The 22,087-nt window shown below is 64.2% G+C and carries 17 protein-coding genes and 2 tRNA genes; 12 read left to right on the forward strand and 7 right to left on the reverse strand.

What is annotated here, in order from left to right; translation table 11 throughout:
- Positions 1 to 70: 70 nt before the first annotated feature.
- The 7 genes from ruvA to GXP39_19560 all read right to left on the reverse strand — a co-directional run bounded on the left by ruvA (position 71) and on the right by GXP39_19560 (position 7,300).
- Positions 71 to 646 carry a Holliday junction branch migration protein RuvA gene (gene ruvA, locus GXP39_19530; GenBank protein NOZ30228.1) on the reverse strand — a complete coding sequence of 192 codons (576 nt, stop codon included), beginning with the start codon at positions 644 to 646 and terminating at the stop codon, positions 71 to 73.
- Complete coding sequence (locus GXP39_19535) at positions 646 to 1,392, reverse strand: response regulator transcription factor (protein ID NOZ30229.1); 747 nt, start codon at positions 1,390 to 1,392, stop codon at positions 646 to 648. The genes ruvA and GXP39_19535 overlap by 1 nt, the downstream gene beginning before the upstream one ends.
- 108 nt (positions 1,393 to 1,500) lie before the next feature.
- Complete coding sequence (ruvC, locus tag GXP39_19540) at positions 1,501 to 2,004, reverse strand: crossover junction endodeoxyribonuclease RuvC (GenBank protein ID NOZ30230.1); 504 nt, start codon at positions 2,002 to 2,004, stop codon at positions 1,501 to 1,503.
- A 31-nt stretch (positions 2,005 to 2,035) separates the two neighbouring features.
- A complete protein-coding gene (locus GXP39_19545) occupies positions 2,036 to 2,788 on the reverse strand; it encodes a YebC/PmpR family DNA-binding transcriptional regulator (GenBank protein ID NOZ30231.1) in 753 nt (250 codons plus the stop codon).
- 875 nt (positions 2,789 to 3,663) lie between these two features.
- The gene (locus tag GXP39_19550; GenBank protein ID NOZ30232.1) at positions 3,664 to 5,325 is read right to left on the reverse strand and encodes a CTP synthase; all 1,662 of its coding nucleotides are present in this window, start codon (positions 5,323 to 5,325) and stop codon (positions 3,664 to 3,666) included.
- A gap of 352 nt (positions 5,326 to 5,677) precedes the next feature.
- Positions 5,678 to 6,184, reverse strand: a complete 507-nt coding sequence (locus GXP39_19555; GenBank protein ID NOZ30233.1) for a hypothetical protein — start codon at positions 6,182 to 6,184, stop codon at positions 5,678 to 5,680.
- A gap of 102 nt (positions 6,185 to 6,286) precedes the next feature.
- A complete protein-coding gene (locus tag GXP39_19560; protein NOZ30234.1) occupies positions 6,287 to 7,300 on the reverse strand; it encodes a hypothetical protein in 1,014 nt (337 codons plus the stop codon).
- Between the two features lie 695 nt (positions 7,301 to 7,995).
- Here GXP39_19560 and GXP39_19565 point away from each other — a divergent pair.
- The 12 genes from GXP39_19565 to GXP39_19620 form a co-directional block, all read left to right on the forward strand.
- On the forward strand, positions 7,996 to 10,818 hold the full coding sequence (locus GXP39_19565; protein NOZ30235.1) for a DEAD/DEAH box helicase: 2,823 nt from the start codon (positions 7,996 to 7,998) through the stop codon (positions 10,816 to 10,818).
- Positions 10,819 to 10,938: 120 nt separating this feature from the next.
- Entirely contained in the window at positions 10,939 to 11,496 is a 558-nt protein-coding gene (gene efp, locus GXP39_19570; protein ID NOZ30236.1) for an elongation factor P, read from the forward strand.
- A 63-nt stretch (positions 11,497 to 11,559) separates the two neighbouring features.
- Positions 11,560 to 11,632 (forward strand) — tRNA-Thr (locus GXP39_19575).
- Between the two features lie 229 nt (positions 11,633 to 11,861).
- Positions 11,862 to 12,965: a DUF362 domain-containing protein gene (locus GXP39_19580; GenBank protein NOZ30237.1), complete on the forward strand. Its 1,104-nt coding sequence runs from the start codon at positions 11,862 to 11,864 to the stop codon at positions 12,963 to 12,965.
- A gap of 567 nt (positions 12,966 to 13,532) precedes the next feature.
- Entirely contained in the window at positions 13,533 to 14,384 is an 852-nt protein-coding gene (locus GXP39_19585; protein ID NOZ30238.1) for a LysM peptidoglycan-binding domain-containing protein, read from the forward strand.
- Positions 14,385 to 14,584: 200 nt separating this feature from the next.
- A tRNA-Thr gene (locus tag GXP39_19590) sits at positions 14,585 to 14,660 on the forward strand.
- 147 nt (positions 14,661 to 14,807) lie between these two features.
- On the forward strand, positions 14,808 to 16,340 hold the full coding sequence (locus GXP39_19595) for a cytochrome c biogenesis protein ResB (GenBank protein ID NOZ30239.1): 1,533 nt from the start codon (positions 14,808 to 14,810) through the stop codon (positions 16,338 to 16,340).
- Positions 16,337 to 16,993 (forward strand): uridine kinase, encoded by a 657-nt coding sequence (gene udk, locus GXP39_19600; GenBank protein NOZ30240.1) that lies wholly within the window; start codon positions 16,337 to 16,339, stop codon positions 16,991 to 16,993. The genes GXP39_19595 and udk overlap by 4 nt, the downstream gene beginning before the upstream one ends.
- Entirely contained in the window at positions 16,990 to 18,480 is a 1,491-nt protein-coding gene (locus tag GXP39_19605; GenBank protein ID NOZ30241.1) for a glycosyltransferase family 39 protein, read from the forward strand. The genes udk and GXP39_19605 overlap by 4 nt, the downstream gene beginning before the upstream one ends.
- Complete coding sequence (locus tag GXP39_19610; GenBank protein ID NOZ30242.1) at positions 18,464 to 19,561, forward strand: glycosyltransferase family 4 protein; 1,098 nt, start codon at positions 18,464 to 18,466, stop codon at positions 19,559 to 19,561. The genes GXP39_19605 and GXP39_19610 overlap by 17 nt, the downstream gene beginning before the upstream one ends.
- A 562-nt stretch (positions 19,562 to 20,123) precedes the next feature.
- Positions 20,124 to 21,227 carry a glycosyltransferase gene (locus GXP39_19615; protein ID NOZ30243.1) on the forward strand — a complete coding sequence of 368 codons (1,104 nt, stop codon included), beginning with the start codon at positions 20,124 to 20,126 and terminating at the stop codon, positions 21,225 to 21,227.
- A gap of 95 nt (positions 21,228 to 21,322) precedes the next feature.
- On the forward strand, positions 21,323 to 22,087 hold a 765-nt coding region (locus GXP39_19620), incomplete at its 3' end, for a M20/M25/M40 family metallo-hydrolase (GenBank protein NOZ30244.1).

The following is a 22,087-nucleotide window of genomic DNA, read 5'->3' on the forward strand; positions in this document are numbered from 1 at the left end:
GGAAATCACATCCCACAGCTGGTCGGGTAGAGGGCTACCCGACCGCACGATATCCGATGGACACCTGCGCTCATTCGGCGAAGGAAGCCAACGCCAGACGCAGGCGCTCCTCCACATCGGTGACGTCGCGAGGCAGGGACTGAACCGCCCGCTGAGCCTCCACCACGCTGTACCCCAACGCCGTGAGGGCGTCGATCACCTCGGCATCCGCCTCCGTCAGCGCGGCCAGCTCCTCGGGCACCTCCACGGCCGGCAGCTTGTCCTTCAGCTCGAGCACGATCTTCTGAGCCGTGCGCTTGCCGATGCCGGGGATACGAGACAACAGCTCCGGCTGCTCCTGTGCGATGGCCATTCGCAGCGCATCCACGGACATGGCCGACAGCGCGGCCAGCGCCACCCGCGGCCCCACGCCGGAGATGGAGAGCAGGAGGCCGAACATGGCCAGCTCCTCCTCATCGGCAAAGCCGAACAGGGCCAGGTCGTTCTCCCGCACATGCAGGTGCGTGTGCACGGCCAACCGCTCTCCGACCCGCGCCTGGGCCAGAAGCGGCGCGGGGGCAAAGACCTTCAGGCCTATGCCCCCCACATCGATCACCACATAATCCTTCCCGCGTGCCAGAACACGCCCTTCCACCCAAGCGATCATCACGGTTCCCGGAAGCGATAACCCGCACCTCGCACCGTCAGGATGTGCGTCGGCTTGGACGGATTCTCCTCCACCTTCTCACGCAACCGTCGAATCCCGACTTCCACCAGGTTCGTCCCGCCCACGAAGTCGTACCCCCACACCTCTCGGAAGAGCGTCTCCTTGGGGACCGTCTGGCCCGCGTGGGCCATAAGGTAATACAGAAGCTGAAACTCGATGGGCGTCAGATGCCGCGGCTCGCCATCCACGAACACCTCGTGCGATTCGGTATCGATGGTCACACGACCGATCGAGATCACATGAGGCTTCGGCCGATTGCGGCTCCACTCCACCCGGCGCAGGATCGCCTGGATGCGCGCCTCGACCTCCTTGAACGTGAACGGCTTGGTGATGTAATCGTCGGCACCCAGCTCGAACCCCTGGACCAGGTCATCGGTGTTGCCAAGAGCCGTCAACATAATGATGGGAACGTCAGAGCGTTTCCGGATATGGCGACAGACGCTGAAGCCATCCAACCTGGGCATCATGATATCCAGGATCACGAGGTCGATGTCCTGCGAATCGAAGACTTCGACCGCCTGTTGTCCATCCTCAACGGGGAATACCTCATACCCCGCGTTCTCCAGGGAGAGCTTGAGTAGATTCCGCAGCGGCGCCTCATCCTCGGCGATCAGGACGCGATACGCCTTTCGCCCGTCCTCCTCTTGACGGGCCTCGAGCCGCCTATCCCGGCCCTCCGCTGTCATCTCGTCGTTCCCCATAGATCCCCCTCGCACAGCCATGCAACCACCGCGCTCGCGACGATCGCATCGGAATTGTACCCACCTTGCATGACCGCCTCACGGCAACGCCGGTCACGAATCTCCGGCAGCAGCGGCCATCTGATCCCACTGAGCCGAATGGATGTGACAGATCGCTACAGCGATGGCATCTGCGGCGTCATCCGGGCGCGGTACGTCCGGCAACCCCAGGAGCATACGCACCATCTCCTGCATCTGACGCTTGCTCGCGCCCCCGTATCCGATGATCGCCATCTTGACGGCCGTGGGCGTATAAGTGAACACGGGAAGATCGGCCAGGGCCGCCGCCAACAACGCCACCCCGCGAGCGTGTCCCACCGAGATGGCCGTGCGCACGTTCCGTCCGAAGAAAAGCTCCTCTACCGCCACCGCCTCCGGCCGATAACGGCCGATCAGATCGGACAGCTCCTGATAGATCGTGCGCAACCTCTCCGCCAACGGCTGGTGCGGCGGCGTCGTCACCACTCCACACGCGACCAACGATAGCTGATCGCGCCCCTGCTCCACCACACCATATCCCGTGATGGCGACGCCCGGATCGATCCCTAACACGAGCACCCGGCTTTATCCTCGCCTTCCTCAGAGGTCCCTACGCGGCGGCGAACTCCTCGACGGCCTCCTCCGAGATATCCAGATTCGAGAACACGCGAGAGACGTCCTCCAGATCCTCCAGGGCCTCGATCAAGGAGAGGTTCTGAAGCGTCTCCTTGGTGCCCAGGGAGACGGGATTCTTCGGCTTCCAGACCAACTCGGCCGTCTCCACGGCGATGCCCTGCTTCTGGAACGCCTCACGCACGGCCTGCAGATCGGTAGGCGCCGTATACACCTCGGCCACCTCATCGCTGAACTCGACGTCCTCGGCACCCGCCTCAATCGCGGCCTCGAACAGGGACTCCTCGTCCTTTCCCTCCATGGGAATGGTGATATATCCCTTCATCTCAAACTGCCAGGCCACGCTCCCGGACTCGCCCAGGCTCCCACCGGCCCGGTTGAACAGGCGGCGGATGTCCGACACGGCCCGATTGCGATTGTCGGTCAGCACCTCCACGATGATGGCCACACCATGAGGCCCATATCCCTCGTAGATGATCTGCTCCAGCTTCTCGCCGCCCTTCTCCAGGCCGCTCCCTCGGCGGATAGCCCGCTCGATGTTCTCCTTGGGCATGGAGTGCGCCTTGGCCTTCTCAATCGCCAGCCGCAGCTTGAAGTTATATTCCGGATCGGGGCCCTCCCGCGCGGCGACCTGAATCTCGCGCGCCAACTTGGTGAAGAGAGCGCCCCGCTTTGCATCCATGGCCCCTTTCTTCCGCTTAATCGTTGACCATTTCGAATGTCCAGACATCAGTCACCCCCACTATCATTCCAACCGGCGACCGGACAGCGGCCCATCGCCGGACACATAATCCTGACGCCCGCCGAGACGCACGCGCCTCCCGGGCCCTCACGCGGCGGCATCCCCCGCCACCCCTACACGTACCCCCGAGAAGTCCCCTTCCACTCACCACGTTGGTCGGGGCCATCCCAAGCCACGTAGCGCCACAGGCGGATGAACCGCCAGATCTCTCGTCCGGATCTCACGTACCAACCTCAATCCCGCGCCCGGATCGCCGGCAACAGCACCACGAGCGAGCGCATCTTAACATGTGTTTTCGTCCACATTATACCATAAAGCTGCCCAAACCACCGCCTGCGATAGCGCCACGCGCGAGCTTTCCCAAGCCGACAACGGGGGCCGGGGAGGCGCAAAGGGAAATTCCCTCCGCAAAAATGTCCACCTTCTCGCCGCTACCTGCGTGGTTGGGGCTCAGAGCGTGTCTGAAAATCTACCGGTCAAGTATCTGAGGAGCTTCCTCGGTTACCAGCTCCACAGGGGGAGGTGTGGAGGAGACCTTCCCTCCACGGAAATCCCACCTTTCCGGCTTGCACCTGCCTTTCTCTGCCCTTCCCGAAGGACCCGGGCCGAGGCCAGGCGGGTCCGAAGGCGGAAGAAGGGCTTCTTCCGGAGGGGCTCCGCCCCTCCGGGTCTCCCCATAGCATGGGGGTAACGGCATTTCTCAGACACGCTCTCAGACCGAGAGCCCTCTGCCCCAGGAGGGCAGGTGAAGGGCGAAAAGAATCCGTTTCCTCGGAAGAGCTGGCGCTCTTCCAGGCCACCCCGGAGACGCGAGGCCCACAGAACGCAACAGGGGGACACGGGTGGCCGCGACTTGCACCTTCTCACGCCGTCTCCGTCTTCTCCTCAACCGACATCAGGGAGACCTGCCCCGCCTGGAGGCGCTCCCGCCGATGTGCCTCGGCAGCCTTCAAGAAATCACGGAAGAGGGGATGAGGAGCGTTCGGGCGCGACTTGAATTCCGGGTGGAACTGTGTGCCCACCATCCAGGGGTGATCCCGCAGCTCGACGATCTCCACCAGGCGTCCGTCGGGGGAGAGGCCGCTAAACACCATCCCGGCCTGCCCCAGCAGGTCCCGGTACGCGTTATTGAACTCGAAGCGATGACGATGACGCTCCGACACCAGATCCGTCTGGTATGCCTCCCACGCCCGGGTCCCGGGCACCAGGCGGCACGGATAGATCCCCAGGCGCATGGTGCCGCCCAGGTCCTCAATGGAACGCTGCTCCGGCAGCAGGTCGATCACCGGATACTGGGTCGTCACGTCGAACTCCGTGCTGTTGGGCTCCTCCGAGTTCAACACGGCGCGTGCGAACTCGATGCACATGATCTGCATGCCCAGGCATAGCCCCAGATAGGGGACTTTGTGCTCACGGGCGTAGCGTGCGGCGACGATCTTCCCATCGATGCCCCGGTAGCCGAATCCCCCCGGCACCACGATGCCGTCCACGGCCTGCAGCCGATCCAGCCCGCGACCGCGCTCCAGGTCCTCCGAGCTGATCCATTCGATATCCACGTCCCGGTTGATCGCGACGCCGGCGTGCAGCAACGCCTCCTTCACGCTGATGTAGGCATCCTGCAACTCCACGTACTTCCCCACCAGGCCGATGGACAGCCGCTCCTTCGGGCGCTTGATCTCGGCGACCAGCCGCCGCCACTCGTCCAGGTCCTGCTTGCGCGGCGCGCACTGGAGGCGCTCCAACAGGAAATCGGTGAGACCGGCCTCCTCCAGCATCAGCGGGACCTCATAGATCGTCTCCGCCGTGATCAACGGGATGACCGCCCGCTTCTCTACGTCACAGAACAGGGCGATCTTATCCCGCACGGCCTCCCCGACCGGGAAATCGGCACGGCACACGATGACGTCCGGCTGGATCCCGATCCCGCGCAGCTCTCGCACGCTGTGCTGCGTGGGCTTGGTCTTCAGCTCCCCCGTCGCCGGCATGAAGGGCAACAGGGTGACGTGGATGTAGACCGTGTTCTCCCGCCCCACATCCTTGCGCATCTGACGAATGGCTTCCAGGAACGGAAGCCCCTCGATGTCGCCCACGGTGCCGCCCACCTCGCAGATCACCACCTCGGCGCCGGACGTCCTCGCCACCAGAGCGATCCGCCGCTTGATCTCGTTGGTGACATGGGGGATCACCTGGATGGTCCCGCCGAGGTAATCGCCACGCCGCTCCTTGGCGATCACCTCCGCGTAGATCTGGCCCGTCGTCACGTTGTTATCCCGGGTCAGGTTCTCGTCGATGAACCGCTCGTAATGGCCCAGGTCCAGATCCGTCTCGGCCCCATCCTCGGTGACGAACACCTCGCCGTGCTGATACGGCGACATCGTCCCGGGATCCACGTTGAGGTAAGGGTCCAGCTTCTGGATGGAAACGGAAATGCCCCGGCTTTTGAGCAGCCGCCCGATGGATGCAGCCGTCACGCCCTTGCCGAGGGAGCTAACCACGCCGCCAGTTACAAAGATATATTTCGTCACTGCCTTCGACCTCACTGGAATGGTTGTCCGGCTCCCCATACAACAGAGACACGGCGATCGTCCCGTGTCTCTGCGCGGACATCCCTACATGATGTGCCGGCCATTGATCAGCGCGCTGCCATCTCCCTGTTACGGAAGGCCTGGGAGCCCTCAACCCGCTGAAATCCTATCATACCTTACCGGCCCTGTCAACGCGATATGCGAAGAGGTGATATACCCTTTTCATGTGGAAACGCCGCGAGGAGGCATTGAGCCCTCATATGGGCGCACGGCCGTGCGCGTAACCGCGGACATTTCGCCCCAACGAAAAAGCCCGGCGGAGGCCGGGCTTATTATGTCCTGGGGCAATCCTTCACTCCTCGGAGGAGCCAGACTCCTTGCTCTTCCGGGCGATCTCCGCCGCGCGGCGGGCCTGATCCGCCGCGCGACGCACGGCCTCATCCTCCGACTCCGCAGAGGCCTCCTTGGACCGCGCGGCAGAGCTCGACTCCGATGGCGTCACCGTGCTACGCGAGGAGGTCGTCCGGCTCCCACTGCGGGCGGCGCTCCCCGACCGAGAGGGAGAAGCGGTGGCGCTGCGGGCAAGCTGCTCCCGCATCTGGCGCGTGTTCTCCTCGATCCCCAGCAGGACCAGGACCATATCGCCGACAGCATAGAGTATGATGAAGAAGAAGACTCCCGTGATCAGGATAAATAGAGCCGCCATCCGCACCAGCGAGGTCACAATGGCGGGCATATTCCCCCCGGCCGTTAGCCCCGCGATCAGGCCGATCACGCCGATAATAAGAAGCAAGATGCCCAACGCCTTACTGGCCAGGGCGACCTTGCGCAATAGGTCACGTCGCGTTTCCAACATCATCACTCCTCCACAAGCTGATTAGAGCGGGATCGTCGATGATGATCCGAACACAAATCTACGTAGGCCCGGTCGTGGTGACCGGGCCTACACATCGGTCACACCTTACTGTCCCGTCGAAAAGTCGTGTAGCGGCAGTTCCTGCGCGCCGGCCGGCAGAGGGAAGCGAACGGTGATCTGGACATCCGCCGCTTGCAGGACCGGCACCGCATCTCCCGCCAAAGGCGCCCACGGCTGACCGGCCAACAGGCCAGGCAACACCTCGCCCAACGTGGCCAGGTGGGCCGCATCCCAGACCAGGCGCGGCAACGGTTGGCCGTTCAGGTACAGGTACAGACCATCCGGCCAGGTCTTCAACTGCACGTGCTGAACCCCCGCGGCCTCCAGCTGAGCCATCAGGTTTGCCGGCACCACGACAGAGCTCAAATCGATGCCAGCCTCCTCCTGGATATCCCGGACAGACAGATCCAGGATCGAGGGCACGCCTTCAGCATCCACATCCACGATGGTGTGGAAGATCACCGAGGGGCCCTCGGTTACCTCCGCGCGAGCGGCCTCAACGTCGACCAGGGACAGATCCTTGGGATCCCGCATGGGCACAGGGCTTGCCCCCTCCGGCAGCGGGAACTGCACCGCCAGAGAGATGCTAATGTACTGAAGGAAGGGTACAAAACGTCCAATGAGAGCTGCATTGGGCACCTGGAAGGCCTGAAGCACCTCCACCAGGCTGGTCAGCCGTTCCTGATCCCACTCCAAATATGGCAACGGCTTCCCATTGGCGAACAGGAAAAGGCCCTGCCCATTCAGAACGACTTCAAAGTGCTGGATCCCGGCCTGAGCCACCATCTGCATGATGTTGTCCGGCACCTTCGCCATGCTCATGTCCATGCCGGTCATGCTCTGGATGTCCTTGACGCTCAGGCCGAAGACACCGGGGAATCCTTCCTCGTCAATGGTCACCACGATGCGCGGGAGCTCTAGCCGAAAGGCCGGTTCTTCTTGCGCTAGGGGGGCCACAACAGGGGCCGCAGAGACTCCGCCTGCCGTGAAGAACGGCAGCAAGAGGCTCAAAACGAGCACCCATACGAAGGATTGCCGCAGGGAACGTCGTGGTCGCACCTTTCACCTCCCATAGTCCGGGCTTATATGCTCGCTAGGGCCACCTCGTCGCATCCGGACAACCTTGCAGCAGACCCCATCCCGCCCCCGTGGATCGAACGGCTGACGCCGCCCGCCGAGACGCCCAACGGCCGCGGATGAAGATCGCTCTATGGACCGATGCTCACGGTGCGCCCTGCACTGTCCGATAAATCCGCTGTGCTCTGGACCGATGACAAGACCTGGGTTTCGCTTGAGTAGTCACGCTCAGGATGGGATACCTGGATCGTGACCGGCTTCGGGCGGGCCTCCGCCCGGGGACCTCGAGGCACGGATTCCACCCGATGTGGCAATCCCTTTTAGTATCGCGCCGATCGCCGCGAATGTCAACCGCGAGGCGCAGCCTCAGCCCGCTTTCACTAGTAATCAACACAGCCAACCGCTTAAGGTCGCGAAGATCTGGCGAGCTTTTCCTAACAAACCACGGTCGGCTTTCCCGGCCTCACAGATCGTGACGCTGAGCTGCCATTGCAGGATACGGGCAACCCTATTGTACCACAGATTTCCGATATTCGCCTAGTCACAGAGAACCCAAATTGAGAAATTCAGGGACGAAAAGGCAACGAAATTGAGAACGCCCGACGACACGCCACCCGTTGCTCCATTTCCTAACGAGCTATGGTATAATCGAACAATCCCTCCCTCAGAAGAGGCATATGAAACCCGTATTCGTCGCCCTGGATTTAGAGACCACCGGCCTGGACCCGGAACGCGATCGCATCATCGAGATCGGCGTTGTGCGCTTCCACAGTGACGGCGACATCGAGACCTGGTCCACCCTGGTGAACCCGGAATGCCCGCTGCCGCCCCGGATCGAACAGCTCACCGGCATCTCCTCCGACGAACTCGCCCACGCGCCGACGCTCCCTATGGTGCTCCCCACGCTCCGACGCTTCGTGGGAGACGCCATCCTGGTCGGCCATAACGTGGCCTTCGACATCGGCTTCCTGCGCCAGGCCCATCTGCTGGAGCAGAACGCGGCTATCGACACCTTCGCCCTGGCCTCCATCGTGCTTCCCCGCCAGCATAGCTACGCATTGGGAGCGCTGACGGAGACCCTGGGCGTGACCCTGAAGGACGCGCATCGCGCCCTGGCCGACGCACGCGCCGCCGCCGAGCTCTTCCTGGCCCTGATCCGCTACGCGGAGACGCACATCCCCCCGGACGTGATCCGGCGCATCAATCACATCGCCCGGCGATGCCGAGACCCATGGCCCCTGCGCGAGATCTTCCAGGAGATCGAACGGCGCCAGGCCCGTCATGCGTTCACTCAATCGGCCCCCCGCCCTCGCCCGGCCCCCCCGATGGATATCGACGAGGCGGAGCCGCCGAGAGCCCGTCCGCCCGAGGAGCCGCCGAGCCGCCCGCTCGACGTCGAGGCGCTGGCCGACATGCTGTCGCCCGGAGGGGCCATCGCGACCGGGCTCCCCGGCTACGAGCACCGGCCGCAGCAGATCGAGATGATGAAGGCCATCGCCCAGGCCTTCAACGAGGGAGGGCACCTGCTGGTCGAGGCGGGCACCGGCATCGGCAAGTCGCTGGCCTACCTGCTGCCGGCCATCCAGTTCGCCGTGGCGAACCAGGAGCGGGTGGTGATCTCCACCAACACCATCAACCTGCAGGATCAGCTCTTCGACAAGGACATCCCCACCCTGCAACGCATCCTGGGGGCCAACGTCCGGTGCGCGATCCTGAAAGGGAGGAGCAACTACCTGTGCCCTCGCCGATTCGAGGCGCTGTGCCGGGCGCCGGACCTCTCCGCCGACGAGATGGACGTGATCGCCCGCGTGCTGGTCTGGCTGGCCACCACGACGACGGGGGATCAGGCGGAGCTGTTCCTACCCTCGGCGACCTATCGAGCCATCTGGAACCGCATCGCCAGCGAGCCCAGGGGCTGCACCGCGGAGCGCTGCCTGCGTGAGCAGAAGGGGCGTTGCTTCTTCTACCAGGCCCACAAGCGAGCTCAAAACGCGCACATCATCATCGTCAACCACGCGCTGTTGCTATCCGATGTGGCCACGGAGAACCGGGTGCTGCCCGAATACACCCATCTCATCATCGACGAGGCACACCATCTGGAGGAGGCCACGACCCAGCAGCTTGGCTTCTCCGTCAGTGCCGAGGGGATCGCCCAGCTCCTGAGCACGCTACACACCACCGGACGCCGACCCGGCCTGCTGGATGAGATCCTCCCGCGCCTGCGTCCCCTCGCGGAGGGGCGAGATCTCTCACCGGTTCAAGCTCGCGTCCAGACGCTGCAACGGGCCGTCCAGGCCGCCCGCACGGCGACGAGGCTCTTCTTCGATGCCGTGTGGGACTTCCTGCGCGAGCACACGAATCAACGCCTGGACGGCCCTTATGACGTGCGCATCCTGCTGGATGAGGGCATGCGCTATCAGCCGGCCTGGTCCGACCTGGAGATCGCATGGGGCGAGGTGAGCGAACGCCTCACGGATCTGGCCGAACGGCTCATCGATCTGGCCGACGAACTGAGCCGATGGATGGGACACGACGTCGAGGGCCTGGAGGGGCTGGTCGAAGATCTCACGGCAGCCGCGCGGCATGTCGCCGAGCACCGGGATCAGATCGAGGCCATCGTCTCATCCCCGCACTCCAACGGCATCTATTGGGCCGAGGTGTCGGTCCGCAGCGGGCAGCTCAGCCTGAAGGCCGTGCCATTACATGTGGGCCCCCTGGTGGAACAACACCTGCTGGCCCCCAAACGCACCGTGGTCATGACCTCGGCCACGCTGCGCACGGCCGGCTCCTTCGACTATATCCGGGAGCGGCTCCACGCCTGGGATGCGGAGGAGCTGGCCGTCGGCTCCCCCTTCAATTACGAGGAGCAAACGCTCCTCTACATCCCCACCGACATGCCGGAGCCGAACCAGCCCCGCTACCAGGAGACGGTGGAGCAGACCATCATCGAGCTGGCCCGGGCCACCGACGGACGACTACTGGCCCTGTTCACGTCCTATAATCAGCTGCGCCGCACGACGGAGGCGGTAGCCACGGCGTTGGCCCCGGAAGGGTTCGCCATCTTCAGCCAGGGGGATGGAACCTCTCGGGTCCAGCTCCTGCAGGGGTTCCGCACCACCCCCAAGGCGGTGCTGCTGGGCACGCGCAGCTTCTGGGAAGGAGTCGACGTGGTCGGCCAGGCGCTCAGCGCGCTGGTGATCTGCCGGCTCCCCTTCGCCGTGCCCAACGATCCCATCATCCGGGCCCGCAGCCACACCTTCGAGGATCCGTTCAACGAATATTACCTCCCCGACGCCATCCTGCGCTTCCGCCAGGGGTTCGGCCGTCTGATCCGCAGCCACAACGACATCGGCGTCTGCGTCATCCTGGATCGGCGCGTGATCAGCAAGGCGTACGGCGAGCTGTTCCTGAAATCCCTGCCCACCTGTCACACGATCCATGGGCCGCTGGCCCACCTGCCTCGCCTGGCCGCCCGCTGGCTGGCCCGGGAACGGACTTGAGGGCGATGGCTCCACGGCATTCTCATTGAAAAGGAGTGCCCCCCTATCACGGAATCAGTTTGACTCTCTCATCACCCGTCCGTATAATCGTTATAGAATATGGATAGGAGGCCTAAACTCATGATCGGCGTGACGGAGATGCGCAAGGGCACCATCGTCGAGTTGGACGGCGAGCTGTATCGCGTGCTGGAGTACCAGCACCATAAACCCGGACGGGGCAACGCCATCATCCGGACCAAGCTGCGCAATCTCCGAAGTGGTGCCACCATCGATCGCACGTTCACTTCCGGCGAACGGGTCCAGGACGTGCGTCTGGACCACCACACGGTCCAGTATCTCTATCACGACGGCGACCTCTACTACTTCATGGACATGGAGACGTTCGAGCAGCCGGCGCTGAACGCCTCCGTGCTGGGCGACGCCGTCTACTACCTGACGGAGGGGGTGACCGTCGAACTGCAGACGTACGAGGGAGAGCCCATCGACGTCCAGCTCCCCACGACGGTGGATCTGAAGGTCGTGGAGGCGGAGCCGGGATTTGCCGGCGACACGGCCGCCAGTGCCACCAAACAGGTCACCGTGGAGACCGGCCTGAAGGTCCAGGTGCCGCTCTTCATCAACGTCGGCGACGTCATCCGGGTGGACACGCGCAACGGCAACTACGTGACCCGGGTGTGAATGCTTGCCAACCTTCCTGGCTTGATATATAATCGCCGCATCCAGGGGTTTTCCCCGATTTCTGCCACCCTAGCTCAATCGGTAGAGCAGCCGCTTCGTAAGCGGCCGGTTATCGGTTCGAGTCCGATGGGTGGCTCTGTGAAACGAACAATCGCATAACCAATTGGGTATGGCGAAGGAGGCGCCGCTCTCGGTCAGCCTCCTTCGTTCATGTCACAAACGGTAGCCGCCGCCTAGATGCAGAGGAAGAGGAATGGGTAAGAGGACTCTCAGTTTCATGCATGTGAGGAGGTTGTTTCATGGCAAGTAAGGTGTTCTTTGGCGATGCACGACAGGCAAGGCTGAGTGCAGAAGAGACGCTACCGATGAAGCTGGATCGAATCATCGACGCGCTTCACCTGCGTGATCGCGTCAAAGGGGAGACGGTTGCGATCAAAATGCATCTAGGCGGCAACGTCGGCTACTCCACGATCCACCCCGTCTTCGTGCGGCGCGTGGTGCAGGCGGTGAAGGACGGTGGCGGCAAACCGTTTGTGACCGATCACTCCGGCAGTGCCATGACGGCCTGGCAACGCGGGTACACGGAGGAGACGCTCGGCTGCCCGATCTACCCCGTGGCCGGCCCCGACGAGAAGTATTCCTACACCTACGAGAGGCCCTATAAGAACGTCAAGGAATGGCACATGGCGGGGATGATCCGGGATGCCACATTCCTGATCGACCTGGCGCACGTGAAGGGACATCCCTCCTGCGGGTATGGGGGCGTGTTCAAGAACCTGGCCCTGGGCTGTATGACCCGCCAGACCCGAGGCGATATGCACGACACGGTGCATTACGACAAGTACTGGTTTAAGGAGAAATGCCCCGACGCGGCCACCCGCCAGAAGATCATCGAGTCGTGCCCCTTCGGCGCGCTGGTGGAGGATAAAGAGGATCCGGAGGAGATCCACATCCACTTTGACAACTGCAATCAGTGTGGGCGCTGTCTTCGGGTGGCGCCGCCCGGGTCACTGAAGATCGATCCCGTCAACTTCGCCTCCTTCCAGGAGGCGAACGCCATCGCCGTCGACCTGGTCCTGAGCACGTTCGAGCCCGGCAAGGCCGTGTTCATCAACATCGCCACCCACATGACGCCGGTGTGCGACTGTTTCGGCTTCACGGGGCTCCCCATCCTGCCGGACGTGGGAGTCTTCGGATCGGATGATATCGTCGCCGTGGAACAGGCCACGCTGGACGTCATCGGGCGACACCGCCTCATCGAGGAGAACGTGCCCCTGTCGATGGAGGTGCATACCCGCGAGGGGCACCCCTTCCAATGGCTTCATGGCCCGTACAAGAACCCCTACCTGGTCGTCGAGTACGGCGAGAAGCTGGGGCTGGGCACTCGGGAATACGAGCTGATCGACATCATGCCGCTGGAGAAGATCGAGCGCAAGCCCATGGACTACATCGCCGCCGATCAGATGTAGGAGTCCCAACATGGCCGGCGAGCGAATCTGCCAGAAGTGCTCCCATGAGCTGTCGCCCTGGCGAGAGGATGTACTTCACTGCTCTCATTGCAACTTGCTGTGGCGCTGGGATCCCAAAAGCCTGAGCCTGGTCTGCCTGGGATACCCACCACCACCGGCCAGGGCGGGCGAACAGCGATCTGGGAATCCACGAGACGAATAGGCGCGGACGCCATCACACATGTCTGATCGGAAGCCGGGGCTTTTCGAGAGCCCCGGCTTCTCATCTCTGCCGCCGAAAGGCGGCGTATTTCCCCCGCGGAACGGCGGGCGATCCCAATGGAGCTCTCTTCTCCATGGAATATCCTGTTGTCAAATCACGCCAGGAGTGCTACAATGAGCCTGAGCGAGATTTCTGTCACCGACTTCCACACTGACAGGATCTTTTGCCCTAGCTCCGTCGTCTTTAACTACGGAGGAGACTTGCCTCCCTGCCACAAACGCGTTGGGCCATTACCATCCCCTCTCTGCCAGGCGATCGGGTATCGGAACCCCTTGGGGGAACAGGAAGACGATTAGGAGGAGCAAATGAAAGCCAAAAGGTTCTGGCGAGCGCTCATCATCGGCACATTACTCGCCAGCCTGGTGATCCTCTTGTTGCCTGGCCCGGCCATGGCATGCGACCCCGTCTATCACCAGGTGCGGGCAGGAGAGACGCTAGGCAGCATTGCCGCCCGTTATGGGGTCAGCGTATGGGCCATCGCTAGAGCAAACGGGCTCGCGAACATCAACTACATCTACGTCGGGCAATGGCTACGCATCCCCATCTGTCGGCCGTCAGCTCCCCCATCGGGCTCTTATCGCATTCACATCGTGCGACCGGGAGAAACGCTGAGCCTGATCGCCGCCCGTTACGGGGTCAGCATGTGGGAGCTGGCCCGCATCAACGGGATCCGAAACGTGAATCGGATCTACGTGGGACAGCGCCTGGCAATTCCCGTCCCGTATTCGCCGCCGTTGTGGCCGCCCTATCCGCCCTATCCGCCGCCACCACCGCCGTCACCGCCGCCGAGTTGTAGTATCACGCCGATTCTCGGGTTTGGCCGTGTATGGAACTCCCACCTGAATGTACAAGCCGCTCTGGGCTGCGCGACGGAGCCCGAGTTCAGCACCGACGCCACGCAACAGCGCTTCCAGCAAGGGATCGTCCTCTGGCGAGCGGATGAGAACCGATTCTGGGTGCTGTGGAATGACCGACGATGGGGCGAATATGCCGCCGACCAATGGTATAGCGTCGCCTGGCAGCTCGGCTGGCCGGTGGACGCGGGAGCGCTGACCAAGGTATCCATCCAGCATTTCGACGGCGGCACCATGCTGTGGACGCCCACCCTGGGCATCTACGTCCTCTACAGCAACGGCATCTGGCAACACTTCAATTAGGAGCGTCGGCACATTCACGGGCTGTACGGCCCGCCCGTCGGCCCGAGGGGGATGCTCGCGCGCCGGAGCGAGAGGAGCGGCGGCGGGGCGCTTTCTGTGCCTCGCCCTTGTGCCGCTCCGCCAGGACACCGCGAGTTTGACAAAACGCGGCCGCACGTGGTATTGTTACAGCGCTGCTTGACAGCACCGATGTCTAATGGGCCACCCTAGCTCAATCGGTAGAGCAGCCGCTTCGTAAGCGGCCGGTTATCGGTTCGAGTCCGATGGGTGGCTCCAGCGTATCGAGGCCCCGACCGGCGGTTGGGGCCTTTTCCATATGGGCCCTGATCCGCTCCTGACGGCTCAGGGAATCGCAGGGGAGATCGGCACTACTGCTGGCCGAGGCCATGCACACAGGCCACCAGCGGCCGAAGGCGATATGGGATGACCGAACACGCCGTACCGTCATCGCGAATTCGAGCAGAGATATGGACCACGCTGTGGCGCCTCGCGTCCTCGCCCCGCGTGCGGGCCATCATGCTCGTCATCCTGGCCGCCCTGGCGCTCCTGTCCACGATGATCCCGCAGATCCCGGAACAGATCGCCGACGATGCGGCGGCCACAGCCCGCTGGCTGGCCACCCACGTCCCCTATGAGGGGACGCTCGGCCGCATCATGGGATCGCTGGGGCTGTTTCACATCTACCGGAACCCGGTCTGGCGGATCCTCTGCGGGCTCCTGTTCGTCTCCCTGGCCGTCTACCTGGCCGATCTGCTGCCTGGCCGCTGGCGGCTCTGGACCACCGGGCCGTCACCAGAGGAAGCGACATGGGTCGCCGAGGAGACCTTCGATAGCCCCATCCACGAGACGGCCCAATCACTCCGCGCTCGATTGCCCGCCAACGCCGAATCCCCCGACGAGCAGACCCTGGTCGCCCAGCGCGGCCGGATCGGCATCTGGGCCATGCCCATGGCATCGCTGGGCGGCATCCTGCTGCTCATCGGGCTGTGGGTCAGCAGTCAGATCGCCTGGCACGAGCCCGGGCTGTTCCTGCCCCCGGGCCGCAGCATCCGTCTGGCCCACCGTCCAGACGTGACCCTCCAGCTGGCCGAGAGCTCACCGCCCCAGATCCAGGTGACCGACTCGCAAGGGAGCGTTCGGATCACCCCTCGCCCGGGGGATCCGGCTCGCTGGCAAGGGATCGGATTCTACGTAACCGGCCAGCGGCCAGCCGTGGCGGTGAGGGCCACATCCCGGGACGGACGAGAGCTCGTTTTGCAACCTCTGGAGGGCGACCCAGGGGCCGAGCTCACCCTGGCGTTCCCGCAAGACCAGACGGAAAGCGGGTTCGCCGTGCCCGATGAGGGCCTGGTCTTCCGCCTGGTGAACTTCGATCACCCGCCCGAGGATCCCGATGGAGGGCCCGCCATCCTGGTACAGGCCTTCCAGGCCGACCAGGCGGAGCCCATCTACAACCAATTCATCACGGCCGACACGACGATCGAAGTGGGCCAGGCCCGATACACCTTTCACATCACCTCATCCCCATTGCTGGCGGCCTCGCACGATCCTGGCTTCCCGTTGGCGGTCGCCAGCGCGGCGCTTATCTGGCTGGGCTACCTCATCTCGCTGGTATCTCCCTATCAGGGATGGCACATCACCCTGCGCCCCGCGCGGGAAAGCACCCGGGTCATCTGGCGGATCGTGTCCCTGGAGGGTGCTCCTATCCCGCCAACGCCGCCGGGAAGCCAACGGTCCCATCCCAACCGTCGGGCTGCCCACATCATCAAAGCGACCAGCGGGATCTGCATGATCGCCGCCGGATGGCTGGCAGCTTCCTTCTGGTGGAACCAACGTATGACAGGCCAGTACTGGACGAGGGGGATCGGATGGGTCCTGCCCTTGGCGCTGACCCTGCTCGCCCTGGCCTGGCACTCCTGGATGCAATCCTCCATGGAGGAGACGACCCAACCATGACCTCGCAAGAGAGCGCTCCCAGGCGTCCGATCACCATTGGCGTGGCCGGGGGGACCGGCTCCGGCAAGACGACCATCGCCCACGCGATCCTGAAGCGGGTGGGGTGGCATCGCATCGCCTACCTGCAACACGACGCGTACTATCACGACGCCAGCAACCTGCCGCCGGAGGAGCGCGCCAAGCTCAACTTCGACCACCCCGACGCGCTGGACAATGCCCTGCTCGCACAACACATTCGAGACCTCCAGGCCGGACGCCCGGTGGAGGTCCCCATCTACGACTTCACCACCCACACCCGCAAACCCGAGACCCGCCGCGTGAACCCGGAGCCGGTGATCCTGGTGGAGGGCATCCTGATCTTCGCGGAGCCTATGCTGCGCGACCTGATGGACATTAAGATCTTCGTAGACACCGACTCCGATCTGCGCTTCATCCGCCGGCTGCAGCGGGATATCCGAGAGCGGGGCCGGACGGTCGAGTCGGTGATCGAGCAATACCTGAGCACGGTCCGCCCCATGCATCTGGAGTTCGTCGAGCCCTCCAAACGCTACGCGGATATCATCATCCCGGAAGGCGGGTTCAACGAGGTGGCGCTCGACATGGTGGTCGCTCGGATCCGGGCGCTGCTGGGGATGACGGCCGAGGACGTGTGAACGTGATGCGGGGGCGGCAGGCCATCTCGCTGGCGATCCTGCTCCTCGCTTTCGCTCTGTGGTGCGGGCGTCTGAACCGCCCCTCGTTCTGGATCGACGAGCAGATCGCGGCGGAGATCGCCGGCGAGCCTGATGTGAAAAGCGTGTGGCAGAGCGTGGCACGCCGGGAACGCCGTCCCCCGGGCTATCACCTGCTGCTCTTCGCCTGGCGCCACGCCGCCGGAGACACCGATTTCGCCCTGCGCTATCCCTCGGCCGCGGCCGGCGTGCTGGCCCTGGCCGTGACCATGCGACTGGCACGGCGCTGGATGGGACGGCGGGCGGCTCTCGGATGTGGGATCCTGACCGCCGGATCCGCCTTCCTGGCCCTATACGTGCCCATGGCCCGCTACTACAGCCTGGTATGGCTGCTGGCCGCGAGCTCTTGGCTCACCCTCGAGCGCTGGCTGGCCGGAAGACGGGCCTGGTGGGCATATGCGGCGACCACCCTGGCGCTGATGTACACCGACCCCGCCATTATCCCGGTCCTGATCGGGCAGGGAATCCGTCTGTACGCCAGGAGGCGAGGGCAGCGGCGAGCGTGGGCGCTTACCGTGCTGGCGCTGGGGCTGGCCACGTTCCCCTGGTGGCACCTCCTCCGCCGCCAGGCGAGCCGTGATCTGCTCCGAGCCGATCTGTCCGGCACGATCACGGGCATCCTGCTGCGCCTGAGCACCCCCTGGTACGTGTGGACGGTCGGCGAGGCCACGCTCCCCTGGCAGGGGATCGCCTGGCTGGGCCTGTTGGCAGGTGGCCTGCTCATTCTGGCGGCCATCAGGCAGCCGCGTCCCCGCGCCGCGCTGGCGCTGGGAGTGCTCGTGCCCCTGGGATTCACCATCGGCCTGACCGAGATCGTAGCTCCCGACATCACCTTCCTCAACACGGCCAGCCGGGCCTTGTACGCCGCGCCCGCCCTCTACCTCGTATGGGGAGCAGGGCTCATGCGGGTTCGCCGTCCTTTCCGGCTGACGCTGGCGGCCGCCCTGGTCGCGACGAACCTGGTCGGCCTGATCCACCTGTGGACGGGGCGAGATCTCCTGAATCCCATCTACGCCGTTCCCTCGCGGGAGATCGCCGCCCAGGTGGCCGAGAGCGCGCACCCCGGCGACCTGTTCCTGGCGGATCGAGACACCGTCGTGCAGCGCTACTGGCCTGCGACTCATCCCGTCCCCCTGATCGCCAGCCGCTCCCCCCAGGCGCTGAGGGCGCTTCGCACACGTCCCTCCCATGTCTGGCTGCTCACGCTCAACCGGGACCGAACCCGTCCCCTGGCGCCCAGGGAGGCGATCCAACAGCTGGAACGGAGCTACCGGCGCGTCGCTGAATGGAAATATGTCCCCCTGGATCCGACCTATCGAAAGGTGAAGGCTCGAGTGCTTAGACGTCCGGCCTACACGCACAAGGCCGTTCTCTCCCTATACGAGGCTCCCGATGCACATCGTGATTGACGCTCGTACGGTCACGCCTCACTTCCCCGGGATCGGGCGCTACGTCTCGAACCTGCTGCGCGCTCTGCCCCCGATCATGGCCCCAGGAGAGCAGCTCACCCTGCTTACCCTGAGCGATGTCCCCACCGCCCACGAAAGGGCCGTCCGAGTTCGGGGAGGGCCGTTCTCCCTGCGCCAGCAATGGGAGGTGCCCCGCGCGCTGAGTCGGCTCCGGGCGGACGTCTATCACAGCACGTACTTCCTGATGCCCTACCGCCCGGGCGTCCCCACCGTGCTCACCGTATACGACCTGATCCCGATCCTCTACCCGGAGGCCGTGTCCAGACGCGCCCGGTGGTTGTTCCCCCACCTGCTCCGGCTGGCACTACGCGCCGCCCACCGGGTGATCGCCATCTCCACGGCGACGAAGAAAGATTTATGTCGAGTTACGGGAGTCCCCGAGAGCAGGATTGACGTGATCCCGCTGGCGCCGGATCCCCGATTCGTCCCCCAACCCGGGCCGATGATCGCCCACCTGCGAGAGCGGCTGGGGCTTCCCCCTCGATATGCGCTCTACGTGGGCAGCAACAAGCCCCATAAGAACCTGGTGCGCCTGATCGAGGCGTGGGGGCTGGTCTCGAAGACGCCGGAGGCGGCCGGGTGGGCGCTGGTCATCGCCGGGGTTTGGGATCCCCGCTACCCGGAGGCCCGCCAGCGCGCCCGGACGCTCGGGTTGCAGGACCAGGTGCGGTTCCTGGGACCCGTGGACGAGGCCGATTTGCCAGCCCTGTACGGGGGCGCCGAGCTCTTCGTCTTCCCATCGTTGTACGAGGGGTTCGGGTTACCGGTATTGGAGGCGATGGCGTGCGGCGCGCCGGTCGTCTGCTCAGATCGCGCCAGTTTGCCCGAGGTGGCCGGGGACGCCGCCCTGTTGGTGGATCCCACGGACGCGGAAGCGCTGGCCGGGGCGATCACAAGGCTGCTGACCGATGAGGGCCTGCGCCAGGAGATGCGCCGACGGGCGTTGGCGCGCGCGGCCGAATTCTCCTGGGAGCGAACGGCCTGCATGACGCTCGCGGTGTACCGGGCGATGGCGAGTTGACACTCACAGCCTCCCACCCTCTCACTGCCCGAGCTAGCATAGAACGCAGACGACGCAGATCTTCGCTGATCCCCGCAGATGCCTTGGAGAAATCAGCGCTCATCAGCGGGATCAGTGTCCCATTTTCAACAGCCACGTCCCAGGCGAGCACCGCCTATCTCGGCGAAAGGCCAGGTATGGAAACCAGCCCTCCTTGTTAGGAATGGGACTTCAATACACACAGCCCTAGCAGTAGGGTGGCTTTCCATAGTTCAAAGGGCATGTTTTAAATGAGCAATGTGGGGTGCAACCCTACGAGTACTTACATCTTACCCGTCATCTTGTGTCTGATCTTCGCAGATTCCTGAGAAATCAGCGCTTATCAGCGAGATCAGCGTCCCATTTCCAACAGGATATTAGCTGCCACGAGCGCCGTCGAGCGTTTGAGCATTGTCCCCCCGCCACGCCTGTGCTATCATACGCCAAGGCTGGGAGAGGCAATGAGACGGCGCATCCTGGCGCAGAAGCTACGCCCACACCATGCCCGAGGAGAGGCCCCATCAGGGAGAAAATCGACGCCGGAATGAGGATCCTGCACGTATACAAGGATTACTTCCCCGTCCTGGGCGGTATCGAGAACCACATCCGCATGCTGGCGGAGGCCCAGGCGGCCGCGGGCCATCAGGTGACCGTGCTCGTCTGTGCGCCAGGATCTCGTACTCGTGTTGAAGACCGGAACGGCGTACACGTCATCAAGGCCGCCCGGCTGGCCACCATCGCCTCCACCCCCTTAAGCGTACAACAGCCCCGGTTCCTGGCCCGCCTGCGTCCCGATATCGTCCACATCCATTCCCCCTACCCGGTGGGCGAGGCCGCCAACTGGCTATGGGGACGTGCCCGCGCCACGGTGATCACCCACCACAGCGACGTGGTGCGCCAGAAGCTCATCCTGCGCTTCTACGGGCCGATCCTGCGCCGCGTCCTGCGCTCCGCCGACGCCATCATCGCCACCAGCCCACGCTACCTGGAGACCTCGCCCTGGCTCCGCCCCGTGCGGGACCGATGCACCATCGTGCCGCTGGGCATCGATCTGAGCCGCTTCCCCGAGCATCCTAAGCCGCCGATCCACGACCCGCCGAGGATCCTGTTCGTGGGCAAGCTGCGCTACTACAAGGGGCTGGACGTCCTGCTGCGCGCCATGCGCTCCCTGCCCGGCGTCCAACTGATCATCGTGGGCGACGGCCCGATGCGCAAGCCGTGGGAACGGCTGGCCCAGGAGCAGGATCTGGGATCTCGCGTCCGATTCGCCGGCGAGGTGCCCGACGAGGAACTGCCCGGCTATTACGCGAGGGCGGACCTGTTCGTGCTTCCCGCCACCGCCCGGGCGGAGGCGTTCGGGACCGTGCTGCTGGAGGCGATGGCTATGGCGCTCCCCGTGATCAGCACGGAGCTGGGCACCGGCACCTCCTGGGTGAACCAGGACGGGGTGACCGGACGGGTCGTCCCGCCCGATGATCCGGACGCGCTGGCCCGGGCGATCCGGGAGCTGCTGGCGGACCCTGAACGGAGGCGACGGATGGGAAGGGCCGCGCGAGAGCGGGTGGAGGCGGAGTTCAGCCTGCCGCTGATGGTGCAGCGAGTCAAGGCCGTCTACAAACATGTACTGGAACACCGTATGCCCTCCTGATAAGCCCCGATCTCGTCCCCTTCGATGCAGCGTTTGGTAATCTGCCAATTCGATTCTACAATTAGGCAACGAAACTCGAGCTCAAGATGGTGAGAATGAACCCAATCGATAAAGACCTTTCGACCTTGACTACTCACTCTTCTGCCGCTATCGCCCTGCTACGCGGTGCGGTGGAGATCGAGAGCCTCTCCGGGCAGGAAGGGGCGCTCGCCGCTTACCTGGTGGACGCCATGAGCGCACGCGGCTATGATCGAGCCTTCATCGACGAGGCGGGCAACGCCGTCGGCGAGATGGGCTCCCCGGATGCCGCGCATACGATCGTGCTGCTCGGGCATATGGACACGGTACCCGGCCATATCCCGGTACGGATCGAGGACGGGAAGCTTTATGGCCGGGGCAGCGTGGACGCCAAGGGGCCGCTGTGCGCGTTCATCGAGGCCGCCGCGCGGGTACGCCCCCCAACGGACTGGCGCATCGTCGTCGTCGGCGCCGTGGAGGAGGAATCGGCTACATCCCGGGGCGCCCGCCACATCGCCACCCAGTACCACCCCGATTTCTGCATCATCGGCGAGCCCAGCGCGTGGGATCGGATCACGTTGGGCTATAAGGGCCGACTGTTGGCCGACTTCACCGCCCGTCAGCCTATGGGGCACACGGCCGGGCCGATGGGCAGCGTGTGCGAGACGGCCGTCACCTGGTGGCTGGGCATCCAGCGGTTCGCCGAGGCATTCAATCGGGATCGGAAGGCCGCCTTCGACCGGCTGTTACCCTCGTTGCGGGAGATTCGCTCATCCAGCGATGGCCTTTATGATCGAGTGGACGCCACGGTCGGGCTGCGCCTGCCGCCGGACATCGAGCGG

The organism is Chloroflexota bacterium (assembly GCA_013152435.1).
Classification (GTDB): domain Bacteria; phylum Chloroflexota; class Anaerolineae; order DUEN01; family DUEN01; genus DUEN01.

Bases quoted from the DNA above. Each gene is read 5' to 3' on its own strand.
- GXP39_19585 (NOZ30238.1), top strand. From the start codon at position 13,533: ATGAAAGCCAAAAGGTTCTGGCGAGCGCTCATCATCGGCACATTACTC.
- GXP39_19580 (NOZ30237.1), top strand. From the start codon at position 11,862: ATGAAGCTGGATCGAATCATCGACGCGCTTCACCTGCGTGATCGCGTC.
- GXP39_19595 (NOZ30239.1), top strand. From the start codon at position 14,808: ATGACCGAACACGCCGTACCGTCATCGCGAATTCGAGCAGAGATATGG.
- GXP39_19555 (NOZ30233.1), bottom strand. From the start codon at position 6,184: ATGATGTTGGAAACGCGACGTGACCTATTGCGCAAGGTCGCCCTGGCC.
- GXP39_19535 (NOZ30229.1), bottom strand. From the start codon at position 1,392: ATGACAGCGGAGGGCCGGGATAGGCGGCTCGAGGCCCGTCAAGAGGAG.
- GXP39_19615 (NOZ30243.1), top strand. From the start codon at position 20,124: ATGAGGATCCTGCACGTATACAAGGATTACTTCCCCGTCCTGGGCGGT.
- GXP39_19565 (NOZ30235.1), top strand. From the start codon at position 7,996: ATGAAACCCGTATTCGTCGCCCTGGATTTAGAGACCACCGGCCTGGAC.
- efp (NOZ30236.1), top strand. From the start codon at position 10,939: ATGATCGGCGTGACGGAGATGCGCAAGGGCACCATCGTCGAGTTGGAC.
- GXP39_19545 (NOZ30231.1), bottom strand. From the start codon at position 2,788: ATGTCTGGACATTCGAAATGGTCAACGATTAAGCGGAAGAAAGGGGCC.
- ruvA (NOZ30228.1), bottom strand. From the start codon at position 646: ATGATCGCTTGGGTGGAAGGGCGTGTTCTGGCACGCGGGAAGGATTAT.
- udk (NOZ30240.1), top strand. From the start codon at position 16,337: ATGACCTCGCAAGAGAGCGCTCCCAGGCGTCCGATCACCATTGGCGTG.
- GXP39_19610 (NOZ30242.1), top strand. From the start codon at position 18,464: ATGCACATCGTGATTGACGCTCGTACGGTCACGCCTCACTTCCCCGGG.